17 protein-coding genes are annotated in these 18537 nt (G+C 39.3%); all 17 read right to left on the reverse strand.

Annotated features, from left to right (window positions below):
- Position 1: 1 nt before the first annotated feature.
- A complete protein-coding gene (locus tag G631_RS0101230) occupies positions 2-946 on the reverse strand; it encodes an ABC transporter permease (RefSeq protein ID WP_026487882.1) in 945 nt (314 codons plus the stop codon).
- Positions 946-2082, reverse strand: a complete 1137-nt coding sequence (locus G631_RS0101235) for an ABC transporter permease (RefSeq protein WP_026487883.1) — start codon at positions 2080-2082, stop codon at positions 946-948. The genes G631_RS0101230 and G631_RS0101235 overlap by 1 nt, the downstream gene beginning before the upstream one ends.
- Entirely contained in the window at positions 2082-3623 is a 1542-nt protein-coding gene (locus tag G631_RS0101240; protein WP_026487884.1) for an ABC transporter ATP-binding protein, read from the reverse strand. Before G631_RS0101240 ends, G631_RS0101235 begins: the two co-directional genes overlap by 1 nt.
- A gap of 174 nt (positions 3624-3797) precedes the next feature.
- The gene (locus G631_RS0101245; RefSeq protein ID WP_026487885.1) at positions 3798-5006 is read right to left on the reverse strand and encodes a BMP family lipoprotein; all 1209 of its coding nucleotides are present in this window, start codon (positions 5004-5006) and stop codon (positions 3798-3800) included.
- A gap of 48 nt (positions 5007-5054) precedes the next feature.
- Positions 5055-5831 carry a uridine phosphorylase gene (gene udp / locus G631_RS0101250; RefSeq protein WP_026487886.1) on the reverse strand — a complete coding sequence of 259 codons (777 nt, stop codon included), beginning with the start codon at positions 5829-5831 and terminating at the stop codon, positions 5055-5057.
- A gap of 125 nt (positions 5832-5956) precedes the next feature.
- Complete coding sequence (gene rimM / locus G631_RS0101255) at positions 5957-6469, reverse strand: ribosome maturation factor RimM (protein ID WP_026487887.1); 513 nt, start codon at positions 6467-6469, stop codon at positions 5957-5959.
- A gap of 2 nt (positions 6470-6471) precedes the next feature.
- The gene (gene trmD, locus G631_RS0101260) at positions 6472-7287 is read right to left on the reverse strand and encodes a tRNA (guanosine(37)-N1)-methyltransferase TrmD (RefSeq protein ID WP_026487888.1); all 816 of its coding nucleotides are present in this window, start codon (positions 7285-7287) and stop codon (positions 6472-6474) included.
- Between the two features lie 93 nt (positions 7288-7380).
- A complete protein-coding gene (locus G631_RS0101265) occupies positions 7381-7608 on the reverse strand; it encodes a KH domain-containing protein (RefSeq protein ID WP_026487889.1) in 228 nt (75 codons plus the stop codon).
- 41 nt (positions 7609-7649) lie between these two features.
- Positions 7650-7892, reverse strand: coding sequence for a 30S ribosomal protein S16 (rpsP, locus tag G631_RS0101270; protein ID WP_026487890.1), 243 nt, complete (start codon positions 7890-7892; stop codon positions 7650-7652).
- Between the two features lie 83 nt (positions 7893-7975).
- Complete coding sequence (ffh, locus tag G631_RS0101275; protein WP_026487891.1) at positions 7976-9355, reverse strand: signal recognition particle protein; 1380 nt, start codon at positions 9353-9355, stop codon at positions 7976-7978.
- Positions 9356-9358: 3 nt separating this feature from the next.
- Positions 9359-9706 (reverse strand): YlxM family DNA-binding protein, encoded by a 348-nt coding sequence (gene ylxM, locus G631_RS0101280; RefSeq protein WP_026487892.1) that lies wholly within the window; start codon positions 9704-9706, stop codon positions 9359-9361.
- A 78-nt stretch (positions 9707-9784) separates the two neighbouring features.
- Positions 9785-10648, reverse strand: coding sequence for an AraC family transcriptional regulator (locus G631_RS17615; RefSeq protein WP_051196700.1), 864 nt, complete (start codon positions 10646-10648; stop codon positions 9785-9787).
- 10 nt (positions 10649-10658) lie between these two features.
- Complete coding sequence (locus tag G631_RS19805; protein WP_051196702.1) at positions 10659-11747, reverse strand: glycoside hydrolase family 25 protein; 1089 nt, start codon at positions 11745-11747, stop codon at positions 10659-10661.
- A gap of 2 nt (positions 11748-11749) precedes the next feature.
- On the reverse strand, positions 11750-12631 hold the full coding sequence (locus G631_RS0101295; RefSeq protein ID WP_026487893.1) for a YitT family protein: 882 nt from the start codon (positions 12629-12631) through the stop codon (positions 11750-11752).
- Between the two features lies 1 nt (position 12632).
- The gene (gene ilvA / locus G631_RS0101300; RefSeq protein WP_026487894.1) at positions 12633-13859 is read right to left on the reverse strand and encodes a threonine ammonia-lyase; all 1227 of its coding nucleotides are present in this window, start codon (positions 13857-13859) and stop codon (positions 12633-12635) included.
- Between the two features lie 206 nt (positions 13860-14065).
- Positions 14066-14980, reverse strand: coding sequence for a signal recognition particle-docking protein FtsY (gene ftsY / locus G631_RS0101305; protein ID WP_026487895.1), 915 nt, complete (start codon positions 14978-14980; stop codon positions 14066-14068).
- The gene (smc, locus tag G631_RS0101310; RefSeq protein ID WP_026487896.1) at positions 14980-18537 is read right to left on the reverse strand and encodes a chromosome segregation protein SMC; all 3558 of its coding nucleotides are present in this window, start codon (positions 18535-18537) and stop codon (positions 14980-14982) included. Before smc ends, ftsY begins: the two co-directional genes overlap by 1 nt.

Consider the following 18537-nt stretch of genomic DNA (forward strand, 5'->3'; position numbering starts at 1 on the left):
ATTACCTTGACCCCTTATCGTAAGGTATTCCCTCTGCCTTAGGTGCTCTTGACTTCTGTGAAGTAAATGCAAGAACAATAAGTGAAACAATATAAGGGAACATATTATAAACTGTACCAGGAATTTTCAGTACACTAAGGAACCCAATTCCCATATAAACATTTGAAAGTGATCTAAATACAGCAAAAAGTACTGCTGACCAGGCAATTCTCTCTGGTTTCCACTGACCAAAGATCATAACAGCCAGAGCAAGGAAACCAGCACCAGCAACGCCATAATCAAAATGCCATGTGGAGTTGGCTGCTGCTATATAGATCAGTCCACCAAGACCTGCAAGGAAACCAGACATAAGCACACCTGCATATCTCATAACATAGACATTGATACCAACAGAGTCGGCAGCCTGAGGATGCTCACCACAAGCACGAAGTCTCAGTGCAAATTTAGTCTTGTAGAAAAGAACTATAGCAACAACAAGAAGAATTGCTGCAACTACTATAAACCAGCTAAGCTGAAGTGATCCTACATTAAACATGAATGCATCATGGCCTCGTACATAGTCAAGCTTGGCTGAAAAGTCCGATCCCTTTGAACGGGCAGTATTAAATGCCTTGACAATAACTGTTGCAGCGGCTGTAGCAAGCATATTAACAGCTGTACCTATAAGTGTCTGATCAGCCTTAAAATATATGCAGGCAACACCGATCAAAAGTGATGACAACATTCCAACAACTGCTGCGGCTAAAAGAGTCAGAGTTACAATAGTAAATCTAGATGCAGTATCAGGTAAAAGAACCATGACCATAGCACCAGCCATAGCACCAAAAACCATTATTCCTTCAAGTCCCAAGTTAATAATACCGCTTCGCTCAGAGAACATACCTCCGAGAGCTACCAGAATAAGTACTGCTGAGAAGATAAGTGTATACTGAATAAGTAGTATCATCACTTCACCTCCTTTTTAGCTGCAGCTTTTTCATCCGCAGCATCTTTTTTCTTGGCCTTACCTGGCTTGTTGATCACAGTCTTAAAGAAAAGAACAAAACCGCAAAGGTAAATGATAATTGCAATCATAAGATCCGCTACCTGTGGGTTAAAGTAGTTTGTATTAAGATACTGTCCGCCAAGTGTTATATACTCAACGAAAAGACCAGCCACTATGGCTCCTATTGGATGAAGACCACCAAGGAAAGCTACAGCGATTCCTGAAAATCCCATTCCAGGAACTGATGAAGCAATCTTGTAATGCTCAATACTTGTAAGATAGAAAAGTGAAGCTGCAAGTCCTGAAACAGCACCAGAAATTGCAAGTGTAAGAATGATATTTCTCTTAGCATTCATACCTGCATATTTAGCTGCATCCTTGTTGTGTCCCGTAGCTTTAAGCTCAAAGCCAAAGGTTGTCTTACTAAGTACTACCCAGATTAAAATAGCAACTATAACTGTTATAGGTACTGCGATAGTCATATACTGGTTATTTCCGAAAACACTCTGCATAAAACCAGGAAGAAGTCCTGCCTTATTCTTGGCTGCAATATCATAAGTCTCAGACTTAGTGATATTCATAGTCTTTTCATTAGAAAGAATAATATTACAAAGGTATAAGCTGATCCAGTTCAGCATGATACCAGCTATTACTTCATTCACATTGCAGTAAGCCTTGAAGAATCCGCAGATAGCACCCCAAAGACCGCCACAGATAACTGCAGCAAGAAGGCAGAAAAACCAGTTCCAGCCAAGAGCAAGTGATGTATACAGGCTGACTAAAATACCAATTGTGTACTGTCCTGCAACACCGATATTAAAAAGGCCTGCCTTATAAGCAAATAAAATAGCCTCTGAGCAGAGTATTACAGGTACTGCCTTAACAAGGGTTGAACCAAAATAATACCAGAGCTGTGTTGGCTTGGCACTATACTTAAAGAAATTTCTGAGAATAGCGATCATACCCTCTGTAGCATGGCCTGGATTCATGCACAACAGGATAATATATCCTAAAACGATACCAAGGATAGCGCATAGTACTGAAGCAAGAATTGTCTGCACAGCAGGTTTCTTGAAAAATTTTGTATTGTCTTTCATTACTTAAACGCCTCCTTTCTCTCATCGTGCTTGGCTCCTGACATGTAAAGGCCAAGTTCCTGAAGAGTTGTTGTCTTAGGATCCACCTCACCAACAATCTCTCCTTCATGCATTACAAGTATTCTGTCTGAAAGGTTCATAACCTCTTCAAGTTCAAGCGAAACAAGCAAAATAGCACAGCCCTCATCACGCTGCTTGACTATTTCTTTGTGGATATACTCGATAGCTCCTACATCAAGGCCTCTTGTAGGCTGTACAGCAACTAAAAGCTTGTGATCTCTATCCATTTCTCTTGCAATGATAGCTTTCTGCTGATTACCACCAGACATGGATCTTACTATAGTCTGAGCACCGCGTCCACTTCTAACATCAAAAGCCTCGGTTAATCTATCAGAATACTCTCTCATAGACTTTTTCTTGATAAATCCATGAGATGAAAAATCAGGTTCAAAGTATCTCTGAAGGATCATATTCTCTTCTAGAGTATAATCCAAAACCAGGCCATGTTTATGCCTATCTTCAGGGACATGACTCATACCGTGTGTATTCTTGTATCTGATTGATTTATGAGTGATATCATCCCCCATAAACGAAATCTTACCGCTGGAAATATCATCAAGTCCTGTCAACGCTCCGATGAACTCAGTCTGGCCGTTTCCATCGATACCAGCTATACATACAATCTCACCTTCTCTTACATTGAAAGAAACGTTGTGTACAGAATCGTTCTGATGTATTTTACTCTTTACGCAGACATTCTCAACTCTGAGAATTTCCTTCCCAGGCTTGGCTTCTTCTTTGTCTACAGCAAATTTGACATCACGGCCAACCATCATAGAAGAAAGCTCTTCCTTGGTTGTTTCAGCAACATTAACTGTTCCAATGTACTTTCCTCTTCTAAGAATAGTACATCTGTCAGCAACTTCCATGATCTCATTAAGCTTATGAGTAATGAAAAGAATTGACTTGCCCTCAGCAGCTAGATTCTTCATGATCTTCATAAGCTCATCAATCTCCTGAGGTGTGAGAACAGCTGTAGGCTCATCAAAGATAAGAATTTCATTGTCCCTATAGAGCATCTTAAGGATTTCTACACGCTGCTGCATACCAACGGTAATATCCTCAATAAGAGCATCGGGATCAACCTTAAGATTATATTTGTCAGAAAGAGCAAGAACTTTCTTTCTTGCTTCCTTCTTGGTCAAAAAGCCAAACTTATTAGGCTCTGCCCCCAGAATGATGTTATCAAGCACTGAAAAAATATCTACAAGCATGAAGTGCTGATGTACCATTCCAATCCCAAGATCTGTCGCATCATTTGGATTCTTGATGGTTACTTCCTTGCCATCTTTCTTGATAACACCCTTTTCAGGTGTATAGAGTCCAAACAAAACACTCATAAGAGTTGATTTACCTGCACCATTTTCCCCCAAAAGTGCATGTATCTCACCTTTCTTTAATTGCAAAGTGATATCGTCATTTGCAATTATGCCAGGAAACTCTTTTGTGATATGCAACATCTCAATTACATAATCATCCATACGTAAACACCTTCCTAACAAAATAATAATTGGTTACAAAACCATAAAAAGTAACATTACAGATCTATTTGTAATATCACTATTTATGCCCTTGTATAAATCATTTGCTTAAAAAAGGGAAGGAAATAGTTTTCCTTCCCTTTTGAAGAACAACATAACTAACTAATTATTCAATTAGTGAATGTTATCAAAAGTTGTAACCTTGATAGCTGTTGTAGGCATAACATCGATATTGCTATCTACTGTTACATAGCCATCAGCCATTGACTTAACAAGTGCCTTGTAATCATCAACTGTGAAGTTCTTCATTGACCATGTCTCAGTTGGAAGCTGTACGTAGTTAAGAGATGGGTCATCACCTGAAACGATACCAAGGTTCTCAATCTTTCCAGAATGAGCAGCCCAGTTGCCATCAAGTACATCTGTAAGAGTTGTGTTTACTGTTGCAGCAAGACCCTTCATAGCAGATGTTACGCAAACGCCTTCACCGTAAAGTCCATCAATTGTACCAGTCTGGTCAACGTCAACACCAACGACCTTACCATCTACCTTCTTAGCAGCCTCACCAGCTGATGTGAAGATACCGCCACCACATGCAAATACGATTTCTGTACCATTTGAGTACCATGTATCCATAGTAGCTGTAACAGCCTCATCACCAAAGAACTGTCCGCCATATACATAGTTAACTTCTACATCAGATGCAATACCGAGCTCTGTAGCAGCAGCGTCAGCACCCTGAACGAAGCCATAACCATAACGGATAACAGCAGGAACTGCGATACCGCCAAGGAAACCAAGCTTCTTGTAGCCTTCCTTAACTACTGCATAACCAGCCATGTAACCAGCAAGCTCTTCCTGATATGTGAATGAGCAAACATTAGCAGGAAGCTCTGTCATACCAGCACCTTCAAAGTCACCCTGTGAAACGTCAAGAGCGATGATTGTTACGTCTGGGTTAGCGTCAGCTACTGTAGCGATCATAGAAGCAAAAAGGTAACCAGGAACAACAACTACATTGTAACCATCAGCAACAGCGTTGTTGAAAGCTGCAGTACGAGCCTCATCAGAGTCTTCTGATGGCTTATAGTACTGGAATGTAAGACCGTTAGCCTTAGAGAAAGCGTCACATGCCTCATAAGTTGTCTGGTTGAATGACATATCTGTGATGTCACCAGAGTCTGTGATCATAGCGATCTTGAGGTCTGAGCTTGTCTCAGTAGCTGGAGCCTCAGCATTTTCTGTAGCAGGAGCTGCCTCTTCTGTAGCAGGAGCTGCCTCCTCTGTTGCTGGCTCTGTAGTTGCAGGCTCTGTAGAACCACATGCTACAAGTGATGCAACCATTGTCGCAGCCATAAGGACTGCAAAAAGTCTCTTTTTCATAATTTCCCTCCATTTTGAATTAAGTTGACTTTTTATAATAAAACCTTTTCAGGCTTTATCCAAAGCAATAAGGTTACGAATAGCCTCAATTGTTGTGCGATATACAGTATCCATATCATGAACCTGAGGATTAGAAAGTCCTTTTTTTGCCCTCTCCTGATTAGCAACAACCAAAAGAACAGCTCCAGTTCTAACTCTCAAATAATTTCCAACAATAAATAAAGTAGAAGACTCCATCTCGGAGCAAAGTGCTCCACACTTGATCCAGGCATCCCATTTGTACAAAAGCTCTGGTCCTACAGGCTTAGTCTCTGGTTCATGCTGTCCAAAGAAAGAGTCCTTACACTGGGCAACGCCTACATGGTACTTGGCTCCAGCCTTTTTTGCCCCCTCAACAAGTGCATTAACTACATCATAAGATGCTACAGCAGGATATTCGATAGGCGCATACTCCTTGGAAGTACCCTCAGCTCTGATTGCGCCATTGGCAATTACAATATCACCACCAATGACATCTTCCTGCATTCCTCCAGAAGTACCCATTCGAATGAAAGTATCTGCTCCGCATTTTACAAGTTCTTCAATTGCAATAGCTGTAGAAGCACCGCCAATGCCATGAGACATTACAGTAACCATCTCTCCATCAATAGTTCCTGTATAGGTATTGTATTCTCTGTTGTAAGCTACAAATTTTGGATTATCAAACAGATGTGATATAGTCTCGCATCTTCCAGGATCACCTGTCAGGATAACGTATCTTCCTACATCACCTTTTTTTACATGAGTATGGTACTGATAGCCAGCACCTTCTGTATAATCGACCATATATTACCCCACTAATATAAAACTAGATACATTTAGAATTTATATTTTTTTCATATTTTAATAATTATAATTATATGACATTTAATATTAAAAGTCATTAAATATTACACAGTCCAAGAATATTATTATAACAGTCCTTCAATAACATGGATAGTTATTTTTTTATTCTCAAGGTCAATATTTTTGACACAGTCTTTTATGGCTGGGATATAAATCTTGTCCTCAGAATTCTCTTTTGTCATTTCATATACATCATTAGCCCCTGTCTGAATGATATCTGTTACTGTTCCAAGGAGTTTGTCTTCTTCATCAACAATAGAAAGTCCCATAAGATCAGCACAGTAATATTCTCCTGGCTCAAGCTTAATGGCATCTTTTCTGTCGATAGTAAGTTCACACCCTCTAAACTTCTCCACATCGTTTATGTTGTTATACTGTTTAAACTTCACTATAACAAACTTTTTAAAAAATCTTGCGCTCTGAACATCAAGTTCAATCTCTTCTCCTCTTTGGGTATGAAGAGTAACCTTCTTTAACTTTTTAAAACGGTTTGGATCCTCTGTAGTAGGAAAAACATTAACTTCCCCTTGAAGGCCATGTGTTGATGCAATTACTCCAACCTGAAATCTATCTGTCACTATTATTCTCCATTTTCTGTATTGATTGTCTTATCACCTGTTACTTGCTCGGAAGAAATTTCCGGATCAGCTTTCCTTCTCCTTCGTTTCTTTTTAGGAGGCTTGGGCGGGTTTTCGGCAAGATATTTCTCATAAAGATCCGGGCGCCTCTCCATGGTCCTTTCTATAGACTTTTCAAGTCTCCACTCATCAACCTTCTTGTGGTCACCTGATAATAGTATAGCAGGAACTTTTTTGCCCATCCATTCCTCTGGTCTCGAATACTGAGGATACTCTAACAGATTATTATTAAAACTCTCAGTCATAGCTGACTCATCGTTATTAAGGACACCTGGTACAAGTCTTGAAATTGCATCGATCATGACCATTGCAGGAAGTTCGCCTCCTGTCAGTACATAATCACCTATAGAGACATAATCTGTAACAATCTCTTCTAGTACTCTCTCATCAACACCTTCATAGTGTCCGCACAGAAACACAAGATCTTCTTCGGCAGCAAATTCCTGAGCCATTTTCTGGTTAAAAACAGCGCCCTGTGGCGTAACATAGATAACTCTAGGGCTCTTTCCGCCGCGTTTTAAAATCTCGTCTTTAATAGAAATAAAACAATCATAAATAGGCTGTGCCTGCATAAGCATACCTGCACCGCCTCCATATGTATAATCATCAACCTTGTGATGCTTAATGTCGTTAGAATAATCTCTGATATTGACAGCATTAAAAGAGATATAACCCTTATCGCTTGCTCTACCAGTAATGCTGTTTGAAAGACTTCCAGTTATCATCTCTGGAAATAACGTCATGATATGAAAATTCATAATATTCTTTAAAAATCCTGTAATAAACTTAGAGTCGAATAAAGCTGTAAAGCCCTATTCGACTCATATTATTGGCAAATGCAAAGGTTAAAATCAAACTATCTCTACATCAACCTTGAGATTTTCTCTTGTTGATGCAGCCTTAACAACGGCACGAATTGCCTTGGCAATACGGCCCTGTTTGCCAATGACCTTGCCCATGTCTGAAGAAGCTACATGAAGTTCGATCATAATGTTACGCCCGTCTGTTTTCTCGGAAACAACAACCTCATCCGGATTATCAACTAGCGCTTTTGCTATAACTTCAACTAATTCTTTCATTGATTAACCCCCGGCATATGTTTTTTAATTACCAAAAAGCCTTATTTAATGCCGGCCTGCTTAAGAAGCTTTGCAACAGACTCTGTAGGCTGTGCACCATTTGAAAGCCACTTCTTAGCAAGTTCTGCGTCAATCTTAACTGTGCTAGGATCTGTGTTAGGATCGTATGTTCCGATCTCATCGATGAACTTACCCTGTACAGGAGCCTTTGAATCAGAAACGATAATTCTGTAGAAAGGAACCTTCTTCTTACCAATTCTCTTTAATCTCATTTTTACTGCCATTTTAATTTCCTCCATTAAAAAAATTAAGATAGATATATTATTTGCTTATATGTATAAAACAGCCACAAAAGCTGATAGACATATCAAAACGGGAATCTGCCGCCAGGAAATCCTCCTCGGCCAAAACCACCGAGCTTACCAAAGCCCTTCTTGCCACCCATAAGTCCAGGCATCTGCTTCATCATCTTCTGCATTTGTTCAAATTGCTTGATAAATCTGTTAACATCAGCGATATCGTTGCCAGAGCCCTTAGCTATCCTAAACTTTCTCTGTGGTGACATAAGCTTAGGATTCTTGCGTTCTTCAGGTGTCATAGAAAGAACTATCGCTTCGATTCTGGCAAGTTGCTTCTCATCAGGAAGCATATCATCACTTATCTTACCCATTCCTGGAAGCATACCCATAATTGATGAAAGGCCGCCCATATTGCGCATAGCCTTCATACTCTCTAGGTACATTTCAAAATCGATCTTGCCCTTTTTCATCTTCTGGGCCATTTCACGATCTTTTTCTGCATCTCTCTCAGCATTAGCCTCTACAGCCTTATCAATAAGACTAAGAACATCTCCCATGCCAAGAATACGGCTAGCCATTCTATCAGGATAGAACTGTTCAAGATCTGAAAGTTTCTCTCCCATACCTACGTATAAGATAGGCTTGCCTGTTACTGCCTTAGTTGAAAGTGCAGCACCACCTCTTGAATCGCCATCCATCTTAGACAGAATGATTCCGTCTATTCCGACCTTCTCATTGAATTCAGTAGCCACATTAACAGCTTCCTGACCGGTCATAGCATCTACAACCAGAAGTGTCTGAGTAACAGATACAGCATTCTTTATATCTACAAGCTCCTGCATCATAATGGAATCAATCTGCAATCTACCAGCAGTATCGATGATAACCACGTTATTGCCATTCTTTTTAGCTTCATCAATTGACGCTCTGGCAATGTCTACAGGATCAGCTGAAGAACCAAGTGTAAAGAAATCTACTTCCTGCTTGCTGGCATTGATCTGTAACTGATCAATAGCAGCAGGTCTATATATATCGCAGGCTACAAGAAGTGGTTTTCTACCCTTCATCTTGAGCTTGCCGGCAATCTTGGCTGCTGTTGTTGTCTTACCAGCACCCTGAAGACCGCACATCATAAGGACTGTAATCTCGTTCACAGGCAAGAGCTTAATGTCAGTAGTCTCCGAGCCCATGAGGGAAATCATTTCCTCATTAACAATCTTGATAACCATCTGGCCTGGATTAAGACCATTTAGTACATCTTCTCCAACAGCTCTCTCTTGTACAGCAGAAATAAACTGTTTAACAACCTTAAAACTTACATCAGCCTCAAGAAGTGCCATCTTGACTTCCTTAAGAGCAGTCTTGACATCTTCCTCTGTAAGTTTGCCCTTGCTGCGGAGATTCTTAAAAACATTTTGTAATTTATCAGTAAGACTTTCAAAAGCCATTTATCAAATAAGCTCCTCGATTATTTTGCCTGAGATGCCTTTAAGTTTAGCTCTAAGCTCAGCATCCATGTTAGTTCCGGAATCTCCGGATAACTTTTCTAAAGCCACAGCCTGAGCCTTAATAGCTTCAAATCTTCTGATCATGTGAAGCCTGTCTTCATAACTCTCAAGCGTATTGGTGCACCTCTTGATAAGATCATGCACTCCCTGCTTGCTGATACCGTTTTCATCAGCAATCTCGGTAAGAGACATATCATTGTAAACAGCGGCCTCATATATTTCTCTCTGATGTTCAGTTAGAAGCTCGCCATAGAAATCATACAACAAGCCTTGCTCTACGATTTTCTTCATACATATCCTCTTTACCTATAAACACAAATGATATAATAAACAAAAAAGATATAGGTGTCAAGTATTTTTTCTTGACACTTATATCTTAATATCAGATGGCAAACATCCAAGCTGGTTCTTGAAAGCTCTGCTAAAAGAAGAATAATCCTTAAATCCGCACTCCAGGCAAGCGGCTGTTGCAGGCATACCTGAAATAATCAGATTCCTCGCCATTAGAATTCTTTTTTCAGTAATGTATTGATGAATTGAATAATCCGTCTCATTCTTGAAGATTCTCATCATATGATACTTACTCATATAAAAATGATCAGCCAGGTAATCTATGGAAAGATCAGATGAAAGATTCTCTGTAATATATGTTATTATCTCTATTACTTTTCTGTTATATCTGGCTTCTGGCTTAAAGCCAAAATCTTCGCTTATACATGCCTTATTAAAACCGATGATGGCTTTTAAAACATCAATTCTGGTAAGCAATTCTCCAGCATATTCTTTATCCTGATTCTGAAGATCTGTCTGTATCTTTTGAAATCTGTCATACAGATCTGAACTAACATTTCCAGGAAATCTTACAACAAAACTCCCAATTTCTCTTGCTTTTTCAAATGCATCCAAGAGGTTATACTTTCTAAGAAAATCATCACTTAGATATAATATGATCCTGTCATAATTTTCTTTGTTCTGTCCATCAAATAGAGGCTTGTGTATAAGATACCTGTTAACCAGCACAAAATCGAAGGGAAGAAGCTCATACTCCCTTCCTTCGATCAGATATTTAACCTTGCCTCCAAGCACAAGGATCAATTTATGAAAATCATGATAATGATAAGGAATGTCAACCTTTTCATGATCATTTATATGAAAAAACTTAAAGTCATTGTTAAGATATCCCTTTTCCTCGTAGGCGGAATAAGGAAGCTTTTCATCAAATTCTCTGACCATATCACTCTTTTCAATAATCCGTAATGCTTATATTAAGATCTACGTTGCCATCAATTCCCTTAACTGTTCCTGAAGATGTAAACTGCCATACATCAAAATGGTATGGATAGTACAACGGACTACCATAATATGCAATCCAAATTCCATAATCATCAACATCCTGCGCATCCATAAGAAGCGTAAAAGATTTGACATTTCCATAGATCATAGGTTTATAGCCTGCGCTTCTTACTGTATCACAGAAGGTCTTGGCAACAACCTCATATTCATCTGAAGTAAGGTCATTTGTTCTCGCAGAATCTGAATCTGCTGATTCTATATCGATCACAACAGGGTATTTGACATCGTATGGCTCAATCATATCCAGAATAAGCTGAACTTCTTCTAGAGCCTCTTTCTCATTAACTGCCTGGGAATAAAAATATACTCCTACATCAATGCCATTTTCGGTAGCTCCCTTAATATTATCCTCAAAGCAGTCATCTGTAAGAATCTTGCCCTCTGTCGTTCCACGAAGTCCAACTCTTATAAATGCAAAATCTATCCCCTGTTCTTTAACTGTCTTCCAGTCTATATTGCCCTGAAACCTTGAGACATCAACACCTTTTTTTACATGGATACTCTCATCAGAACCAACATACTCAAGAAATCCATCATCACCAACCACAAAGTCCTCTTCTCCAAAACCATGATGCGCAATTGTATCTAGTATTGGAAAAAAGTAATATCTGCCTGAGCTTGCAACTACCATCTGGTCAGGGAAAAGAGATCTGATAGTCGTTGTAGTTCCCTCTCCAGCCTCAAGCTTAGACTGAATTGTCGCCTTAATAGAATTTGTAGTTTCAAGTCTAGTCTGTGCCTTGGCATCCTCAATAAGCCTGTCAGCTTCAGTTACAGTGTAATAGCCTTCCTCATTTAAAGCTTCAAGCTCACTTCTGACAGCCTCCTCTTCTCTCTTAAGGGAGGCATTCTTAATAAGCAGCATAACGCTAAAAGATAAAGCAAGTAGCGCTACCAGACTTAAAAAAATAATGGATATGATATTATGAGTATTTCTAACGCCTATGCGTTCTCTTGTGTCCTGGGAAGTATTCTTCATGCTCACATTCTCTCGTCAAAATAACTCTTATAGCCTTCACCAAAAATTTCACTGGCACTAGTTACAATCATAAATGCATTAGGATCTTCTTCTCTTACTATATCCTCAGCAAGAGGCGAAAGTCTCTTTTTAATGGCGCACATAATAACCTTTTTATCTTCACCACTATATGCTCCCTGAGCAAATACGTGTGTTACGCCAATATCAAGTTCCTCTAAAAGCCTCGCTGTAATAATATCTGGATGATCAGATATGATATAGAGCAGTTTAGCTCCATCTCTTCCGTATAATACAAGATCAAGAACTGAAGATGTGATTATAACAGAAAGAAATGAATACAAAGCAGCAGATATATCTCCAAATACTATTCCTGCAATAATAAGTACTACCATATCCGTCATAATAAATAGCATGCCAGTCTTGATATGCGGATACCTGAGCCTTAATAGTTTAATTATAACATCTGTACCACCACTTGTGGCGTGGTTTTTAAAAATAAGTCCCATGGCAATAGCTGATAATGCACTACCAATGGTAACGCCCAAAATAATATCATTTATAAAATAAGCAGACAAATAATTGTGAAAGAAATCTGTAGTCAGGGATATAACCCCTGTGGCATAGATTGTAGAAACTGTAAATCTGATGCCAAACTTCCAAATAGCAACAAGCAGTATAGGAATATTCATGATCCAAAACCACTTACCAGTTCCGATTGGAATAAGCCTGTTAATTACGATAGCAAGGCCTGTCATCCCACCAGGAGCTATATTGTTAGGGTCAACTAGCATCGCTGTGGCAAGCCCGTATAGCGTTGATGCAACCGTAATGATCAGGTATTCCATCAGTCTCTTTTTAATGCTATTTTTCTTTGTACTACTCATATTAAATATTTGTCCTTACAATTCTTGGTTTATAGCCTTCTTTATTGAGAGCTTCTATAATCTCTTCCTTGTGATCTGTTCCAAATGCTTCAAGTGTGATCCTAAGTTCAACAGCAGCATTTCTGTTAATAGAAACAAACTGGTTATGCTCAAGCTTTATTACATTGCCGCTCACGCCAGCAATTACACCTGCAACCCTTGAAAGTTCACCTGGCTTATCAGGAAGAAGCACAGAAACAGTAAATATCCTGTCTCTCATAATAAGTCCCTGCTGTACTACAGACGACATTGTAATAATATCCATATTACCGCCAGATAATACGCAGGCAATTTTCTTATCCTTGCAATTAAGCTGCTTAAGAGCTGCTACTGATAATAATCCTGAGTTTTCAACAACCATCTTATGATTTTCTACCATATCCAGGAAAGAAACTACAAGATCTTCATCAGGAACAGTAATTATCTCATCGATATTAGCCTGAAGATATGGGAATATCTTCTCTCCAGGCTTTTTAACAGCTGTACCATCAGCAATTGTATTAACTGAAGGAAGTGCAACTACGTGACCTGCCTTTAAAGATTCCTGCATACAATTAGCACCTGCAGGTTCAACGCCGATGACCTTAACCTTAGGATTAAGAAGCTTTGCAAGAGTAGATACGCCAGTTGCAAGTCCGCCTCCTCCAATTGGCACAAGTATATAATCTACTGTTGGAAGTTCTTTGATGATCTCCATAGCAATTGTTCCCTGGCCTGTAGCAACATCCAGATCATCAAATGGATGGACCATAGTATATCCATACTCTTTAGAAAGCTCTACTGCCTTCTCATAAGCTTCATCATATACATTTCCATGTAATACAACTTCTGCACCAAGAGCTTTGGTTCTATTGACCTTAATAAGTGGAGTTGACGTAGGCATAACAATAGTTGCCTTAACGCCATAACATTTAGCCGCATAAGCTACACCCTGCGCATGGTTACCAGCAGATGCTGTAATAAGGCCCTTTTTCCTCTCTTCATCAGAAAGAGTTGTAATCTTGTAATAGGCACCTCTAACCTTATAAGCGCCAGTTCTCTGAAGATTTTCGGGTTTTAAATAAACCTTATTTCCAGTAGTGTTGCTCCAATAATCACTGTAGATTAGTTTTGTTTCCAGGGTAACTTTTTTGACATCTTCATAGGCTTCTTCAAACTTATCAAGAGTCATCTTCTTTTCATCGGCCATTTTTCATACTCCTCCCAAAAATGTTTATGTTTTATATATTTTGAGCGATATACGGATTGCTCCACTTCGTTCTCGCAATCCTACATCCATTCGGAACTCGAAATGCTCAATATCATTCGCATTTCTTTATTCCTCATGTCTGTTCAGTCATTTCAAACACATAGTGCTTTGTGCAAGCACAGCACTATGTGTTCTCATTCCTTATATCACTCAAAAAGCGCATCTACAAATTCATCTGAATCAAATCTTTCCAGATCATCAAGCCCTTCCCCAACACCAATATACTTGACTGGAATATTAAGCTCAGACACGATAGCTACAGCAATTCCCCCTTTTGCCGTTCCATCAAGTTTAGTAAGGACAATACCAGTAAGATCAGCTGCTTCTCCAAACTCTCTTGCTTGATTAAGAGCATTCTGCCCTGTTGTTCCATCAAGTACAATAAAGTTCTCTCTGCATATTCCAGGCAATTCCTTGTCTATTATTCTATTCATTTTGGACAATTCTTCCATAAGATTTTTCTTATTATGTAGTCTTCCCGCAGTGTCTACAATCAGAATATCCAGATTTCTTGCTTTAAAAGAGTTTACAGCATCATATATTACGCTGGCAGGGTCTCCCCCTTCTCTTCCAGAAATAAGCGGAGTATCAGCTCTGTCAGCCCATTCCTTGAGCTGCTCAGTAGCTGCTGCTCTATAAGTATCTGCTGCTGCAATCAGAACTTTTTTTCCTCTTTTCTTAAAAACAGATGCAAGTTTACCTACAGATGTGGTTTTGCCTACTCCATTTACGCCAATAACAAATATAACTGTCTTCTTATCTTCAAAGTCATATGCATGCTCATCAGTTTTCATCTGCTGTCTGATGTCATCAATAAGAAGCTGTCTGCACTCAGAAGGATCCTTGATGTGTTGCTGCTTGACCTGAGCTCTTAATTCATCCATGATCTTACTGGTGGCATTGATCCCGATATCTCCCATAATAAGAGTTTCTTCAAGTTCTTCGTAGAAATCCTCGTCAATATTAGAATAACCATTAAAGACATTGTCTATGCCTTTAGCTATATTATCCCTAGTCTTGGATAAACCCTGTTGTAATTTTGAAAAAAATCCATTTGCCATTAATTTGTAAGCTCCTTATCAATAAGGTTTACGCTAACAAGGGTAGAAACACCCTTTTCCTGCATAGTAATACCGTACAGTCTGTCAGCACTTTCCATTGTACCACGACGATGAGTAATTACAATAAACTGGGTACTTGAAAGCTTGTGAAGATACTTGGCAAAGCGAACTACGTTGTTCTCATCAAGAGCTGCCTCAATCTCATCAAGCAAGCAGAATGGTGAAGGCTTAAGATTCTGAATAGCAAACAAAAGAGCTATGGCTGTAAGAGCCTTCTCTCCACCAGACATCTGCATCATGTTAACAAGCTTTTTTCCGGGTGGCTGAGCATTGATCCTAATTCCTGCCTCAAGTACATCCTCATCTTCATTGAGCTCGAGAGTGCCCTTTCCGCCTCCAAACATCTCTTTAAATACCTTATCAAACTCAGTATTGATAAGATGGAACTGTTCAATAAACTGCTTGCGCATAGATTCATCAAGATCCTTGATGATTCCTTTGAGCTGTTCCTCTGCCACAATAAGATCATCATGCTGGGTCTTCATAAATGTATATCTCTCCATGAGATTCTTGTAATCCTCAATGGCATTTACATTTACGTCACCAAGTTTTCTGATGGAATCCTTAAGAGAAGCTGTTTCCTTTCTCATGGCCGGAACATCAGTCATCTCTTCGTCTCTAAGTCCAGCTGCATCTGAAAGTGTAATCTCATACTCATTCCACATATAATTGATCTGAGCATCAATTGTCTCTTCGCACTTTTCTCTTCTGGAATTAAGCCTTGTAACTTCTTTATCAAGGCTCAGCATCTGGGCATTCAATTCTTCAGTCTTTCCAAAGAATTCCTTCTGAGTTTCTGAAAGCGATGCCTTAGTCTTTTTCTTTTCCTCAAGTTCCTTATTAGTCTCATCCGTAACATTGGATGATGCTTCAATAGTAAGCTTTATTTCTTCAATGTCTTTTTTATTCTGTTCAAGGGAGATAGCATTGTTGTTCAGATTCTCAATAATCTCAGCAAGTGCCTTCTCTTCTTCTATTATTTCTTCATCAATACGATTAATATTAACCTGGGCAAATTCCTGTTTCTGAGCTATCTTCTCGTATTCGATATCCCATTTGGAAACTTTCTCGTTCTCAGTCTCCTCAATAGCATGGAGTCCTTCAAGTTCCTTCTGATATCCTGCAACCTTTTCAGAACTGTCCTTCTCGAGCTGTTCTGATTCAGAGAGAGCCTTTTGTGCCTCTTCCTTTTGACTGGCAATTTCCAGGAGCTTAGACTCTATTTCCTCGTTTTCTGCCTTGAGGTCAGATAAGCTTCCTTTCTGCTCCTCCTGTCTCTTTTCTTCATTCTCTACATTAAGTCTTGCAGTATTCTGAAGAATAAACTTGCCCTGCAGCTCAGAGCTTAGCTCATCTACAACAGTTCTAAGTTCATTTCTCTTTTTCTTGTCTTCTTCAATTTCTTTTTGGAGACTTTCAAGCTTTTCTTTATATTTCTTTACATTTCCCTCAAGTTCTTCCATCTCACGGCGTCTTCCAAGAAGATTACTGTTGTTCTTAAAAGCACCACCACTGATAGCACCACCTGGAACAAGAAGTTCACCCTCAAGGGTTACCATTCTAACAGTATATTTGTATTTTCGCGCAATCTTGACTGCATTGTCGATATGATCAACAGCCACAATTCTGCCTAACATAGCCTTAGCAACAGATCTGTACTTGGGATCCGTAGTTACAAGCTCATCTGCCATTCCAAGAACGCCAGGCTCTAAAAGTGCTTCTTTAGCCTTAAGTTCTGGAGGATTATCAAGTGCTGTAAGAGGTAAAAATGTTGCTCTACCAGCCCTTGAATCCTTAAGATACTGAATCATCTTCTTGGCTGTTTCTTCGTCATCTGTAACAATATTCTGGATATTACCGCCAAGAGCAACCTCAATAGCTGTCTCATACTTAGGTTCAGTCTTTATAATATCAGCAACAACACCAATAATACCCTTGGTATCATCCTTCCTCTCCATGACTTTCTTGACACTTCCACCATATCCTTCATAGCGTTCAGTCAGATTTGCGAGAGCTTCAAGTCTTGATTTTTCCTGCTGATAAAGAATCTGAGTATTCCTAAGCTCTGTGTCCTTCTTGCTCATACCCTCACGGATACTAACAACCTCAGCCTCAGCGCTCTTCTTTTTCTTGTTCATTTCAGAAATTTCAGCAGTAATAGCATCAAACTCATCGCGAAGCTTTTGAATGATTTCTTCCTGCCTTGATTCGTCTGACCTTGCTCTTACAAGTTTACCTGTAAGTTCTGCCTTCCTGATATTGACCTGCTCCTTCATAGTATCAAGAGAACTCAGCTTAGACTTGATCGTCGCTCTTGTTCCAAGAGTTTCAATGATCATATTCTTGCAGGCTTCAATCTCATCATTAACATTTGAGATTTTGGTGATCACTGCATCAAGTTCTTTTCTGGCAGCATTTCTGTTCTCAGAAAGTTCTTCTACAATCTTGTCAATCTCAGCCTTATCTTCAAGATATTTATCCTTTTGAAGGTTCTTTTCATCTATCTTAGCCTGCTCATCCTTCTGACGCTGTTTGAAATGTGTGTCATTATCAGTAGCAGCCTTTATCTTCTCATTAAGAATACCAATCTGACCCTCAAGTTTTTCTCTTTTTACAGATGAATCTGTGATTTTGGCTCTGGCTTCATCAATCTCTTTATCGAGGATTTCCAGTTTGCCTTGAATTGATTCATATTCCTCTTTTGTCTTGTCATAGTTTGCCTTGGCCTCTTCTAAAGACGCTTTAGCAATCTCCAGGTTTTTACTAGCTTCCTCGAACTGTTCCTTCTGACGCTTATTCTCAACAAGAAACATATTGACATCTAGAGTCTTGAGTCGTTCTCTAAATTTCAAATACTCTTTGGCAACCTCAGACTGCTTCTCCAAAGGCCCAATCTGCTTCTCGAGCTCAGACAAAATATCACTAAGTCTTGTGAGGTTGATCTTCTCTTCCTCTAGCTTTTTGATAGCTGTTTCCTTACGAGATTTAAACTTAACGATACCAGCAGCCTCATCAAAAAGATTACGCCTATCCTCTGGCTTGCTGGAAAGAATCTGGTCGATCTGACCCTGTCCAATAATAGAATAGCCCTCTTTACCGATACCTGTATCCATAAAGAGCTCATTGACGTCCTTAAGACGACAAGAAGAGCCATTGATCATGTACTCACTCTCTCCAGAACGATACAATCTTCTAGAAACAGTAACTTCATCATAATCAATAGCAAGAGAATGATCTGAATTATCAAGAGTAATAGCTACATAGGCATAACCAAGTGGCTTTCTAAGTTCCGTGCCGGAGAAGATAACATCCTGCATAGATCCGCCTCGCAGCTGCTTGATACGCTGTTCTCCAAGGACCCATCTGACAGCATCTGCTACATTACTCTTTCCGGAACCATTAGGTCCAACAATACCCGTAATTCCATTGTGAAAGTCAAATTTTATTTTATTGGCAAAAGACTTAAAACCATGGATTTCAATACTTTTTAAATACAT

This window comes from Butyrivibrio sp. XBB1001 (assembly GCF_000424505.1).
In the GTDB taxonomy this organism is placed as follows: Bacteria; Bacillota; Clostridia; order Lachnospirales; family Lachnospiraceae; genus Butyrivibrio.

Excerpts from the sequence above, each read along its gene's own strand:
- G631_RS0101230 (WP_026487882.1), bottom strand. The coding sequence starts at position 946 with ATGATACTACTTATTCAGTATACACTTATCTTCTCAGCAGTACTTATT.
- G631_RS0101235 (WP_026487883.1), bottom strand. The coding sequence starts at position 2,082 with ATGAAAGACAATACAAAATTTTTCAAGAAACCTGCTGTGCAGACAATT.
- G631_RS0101240 (WP_026487884.1), bottom strand. The coding sequence starts at position 3,623 with ATGGATGATTATGTAATTGAGATGTTGCATATCACAAAAGAGTTTCCT.
- G631_RS0101245 (WP_026487885.1), bottom strand. The coding sequence starts at position 5,006 with ATGAAAAAGAGACTTTTTGCAGTCCTTATGGCTGCGACAATGGTTGCA.
- udp (WP_026487886.1), bottom strand. The coding sequence starts at position 5,831 with ATGGTCGATTATACAGAAGGTGCTGGCTATCAGTACCATACTCATGTA.
- trmD (WP_026487888.1), bottom strand. The coding sequence starts at position 7,287 with ATGAATTTTCATATCATGACGTTATTTCCAGAGATGATAACTGGAAGT.
- G631_RS0101265 (WP_026487889.1), bottom strand. The coding sequence starts at position 7,608 with ATGAAAGAATTAGTTGAAGTTATAGCAAAAGCGCTAGTTGATAATCCG.
- rpsP (WP_026487890.1), bottom strand. The coding sequence starts at position 7,892 with ATGGCAGTAAAAATGAGATTAAAGAGAATTGGTAAGAAGAAGGTTCCT.
- ffh (WP_026487891.1), bottom strand. The coding sequence starts at position 9,355 with ATGGCTTTTGAAAGTCTTACTGATAAATTACAAAATGTTTTTAAGAAT.
- ylxM (WP_026487892.1), bottom strand. The coding sequence starts at position 9,706 with ATGAAGAAAATCGTAGAGCAAGGCTTGTTGTATGATTTCTATGGCGAG.
- G631_RS17615 (WP_051196700.1), bottom strand. The coding sequence starts at position 10,648 with ATGGTCAGAGAATTTGATGAAAAGCTTCCTTATTCCGCCTACGAGGAA.
- G631_RS19805 (WP_051196702.1), bottom strand. The coding sequence starts at position 11,747 with ATGAAGAATACTTCCCAGGACACAAGAGAACGCATAGGCGTTAGAAAT.
- G631_RS0101295 (WP_026487893.1), bottom strand. The coding sequence starts at position 12,631 with ATGAGTAGTACAAAGAAAAATAGCATTAAAAAGAGACTGATGGAATAC.
- ilvA (WP_026487894.1), bottom strand. The coding sequence starts at position 13,859 with ATGGCCGATGAAAAGAAGATGACTCTTGATAAGTTTGAAGAAGCCTAT.
- ftsY (WP_026487895.1), bottom strand. The coding sequence starts at position 14,980 with ATGGCAAATGGATTTTTTTCAAAATTACAACAGGGTTTATCCAAGACT.
- smc (WP_026487896.1), bottom strand. The coding sequence starts at position 18,537 with ATGTATTTAAAAAGTATTGAAATCCATGGTTTTAAGTCTTTTGCCAAT.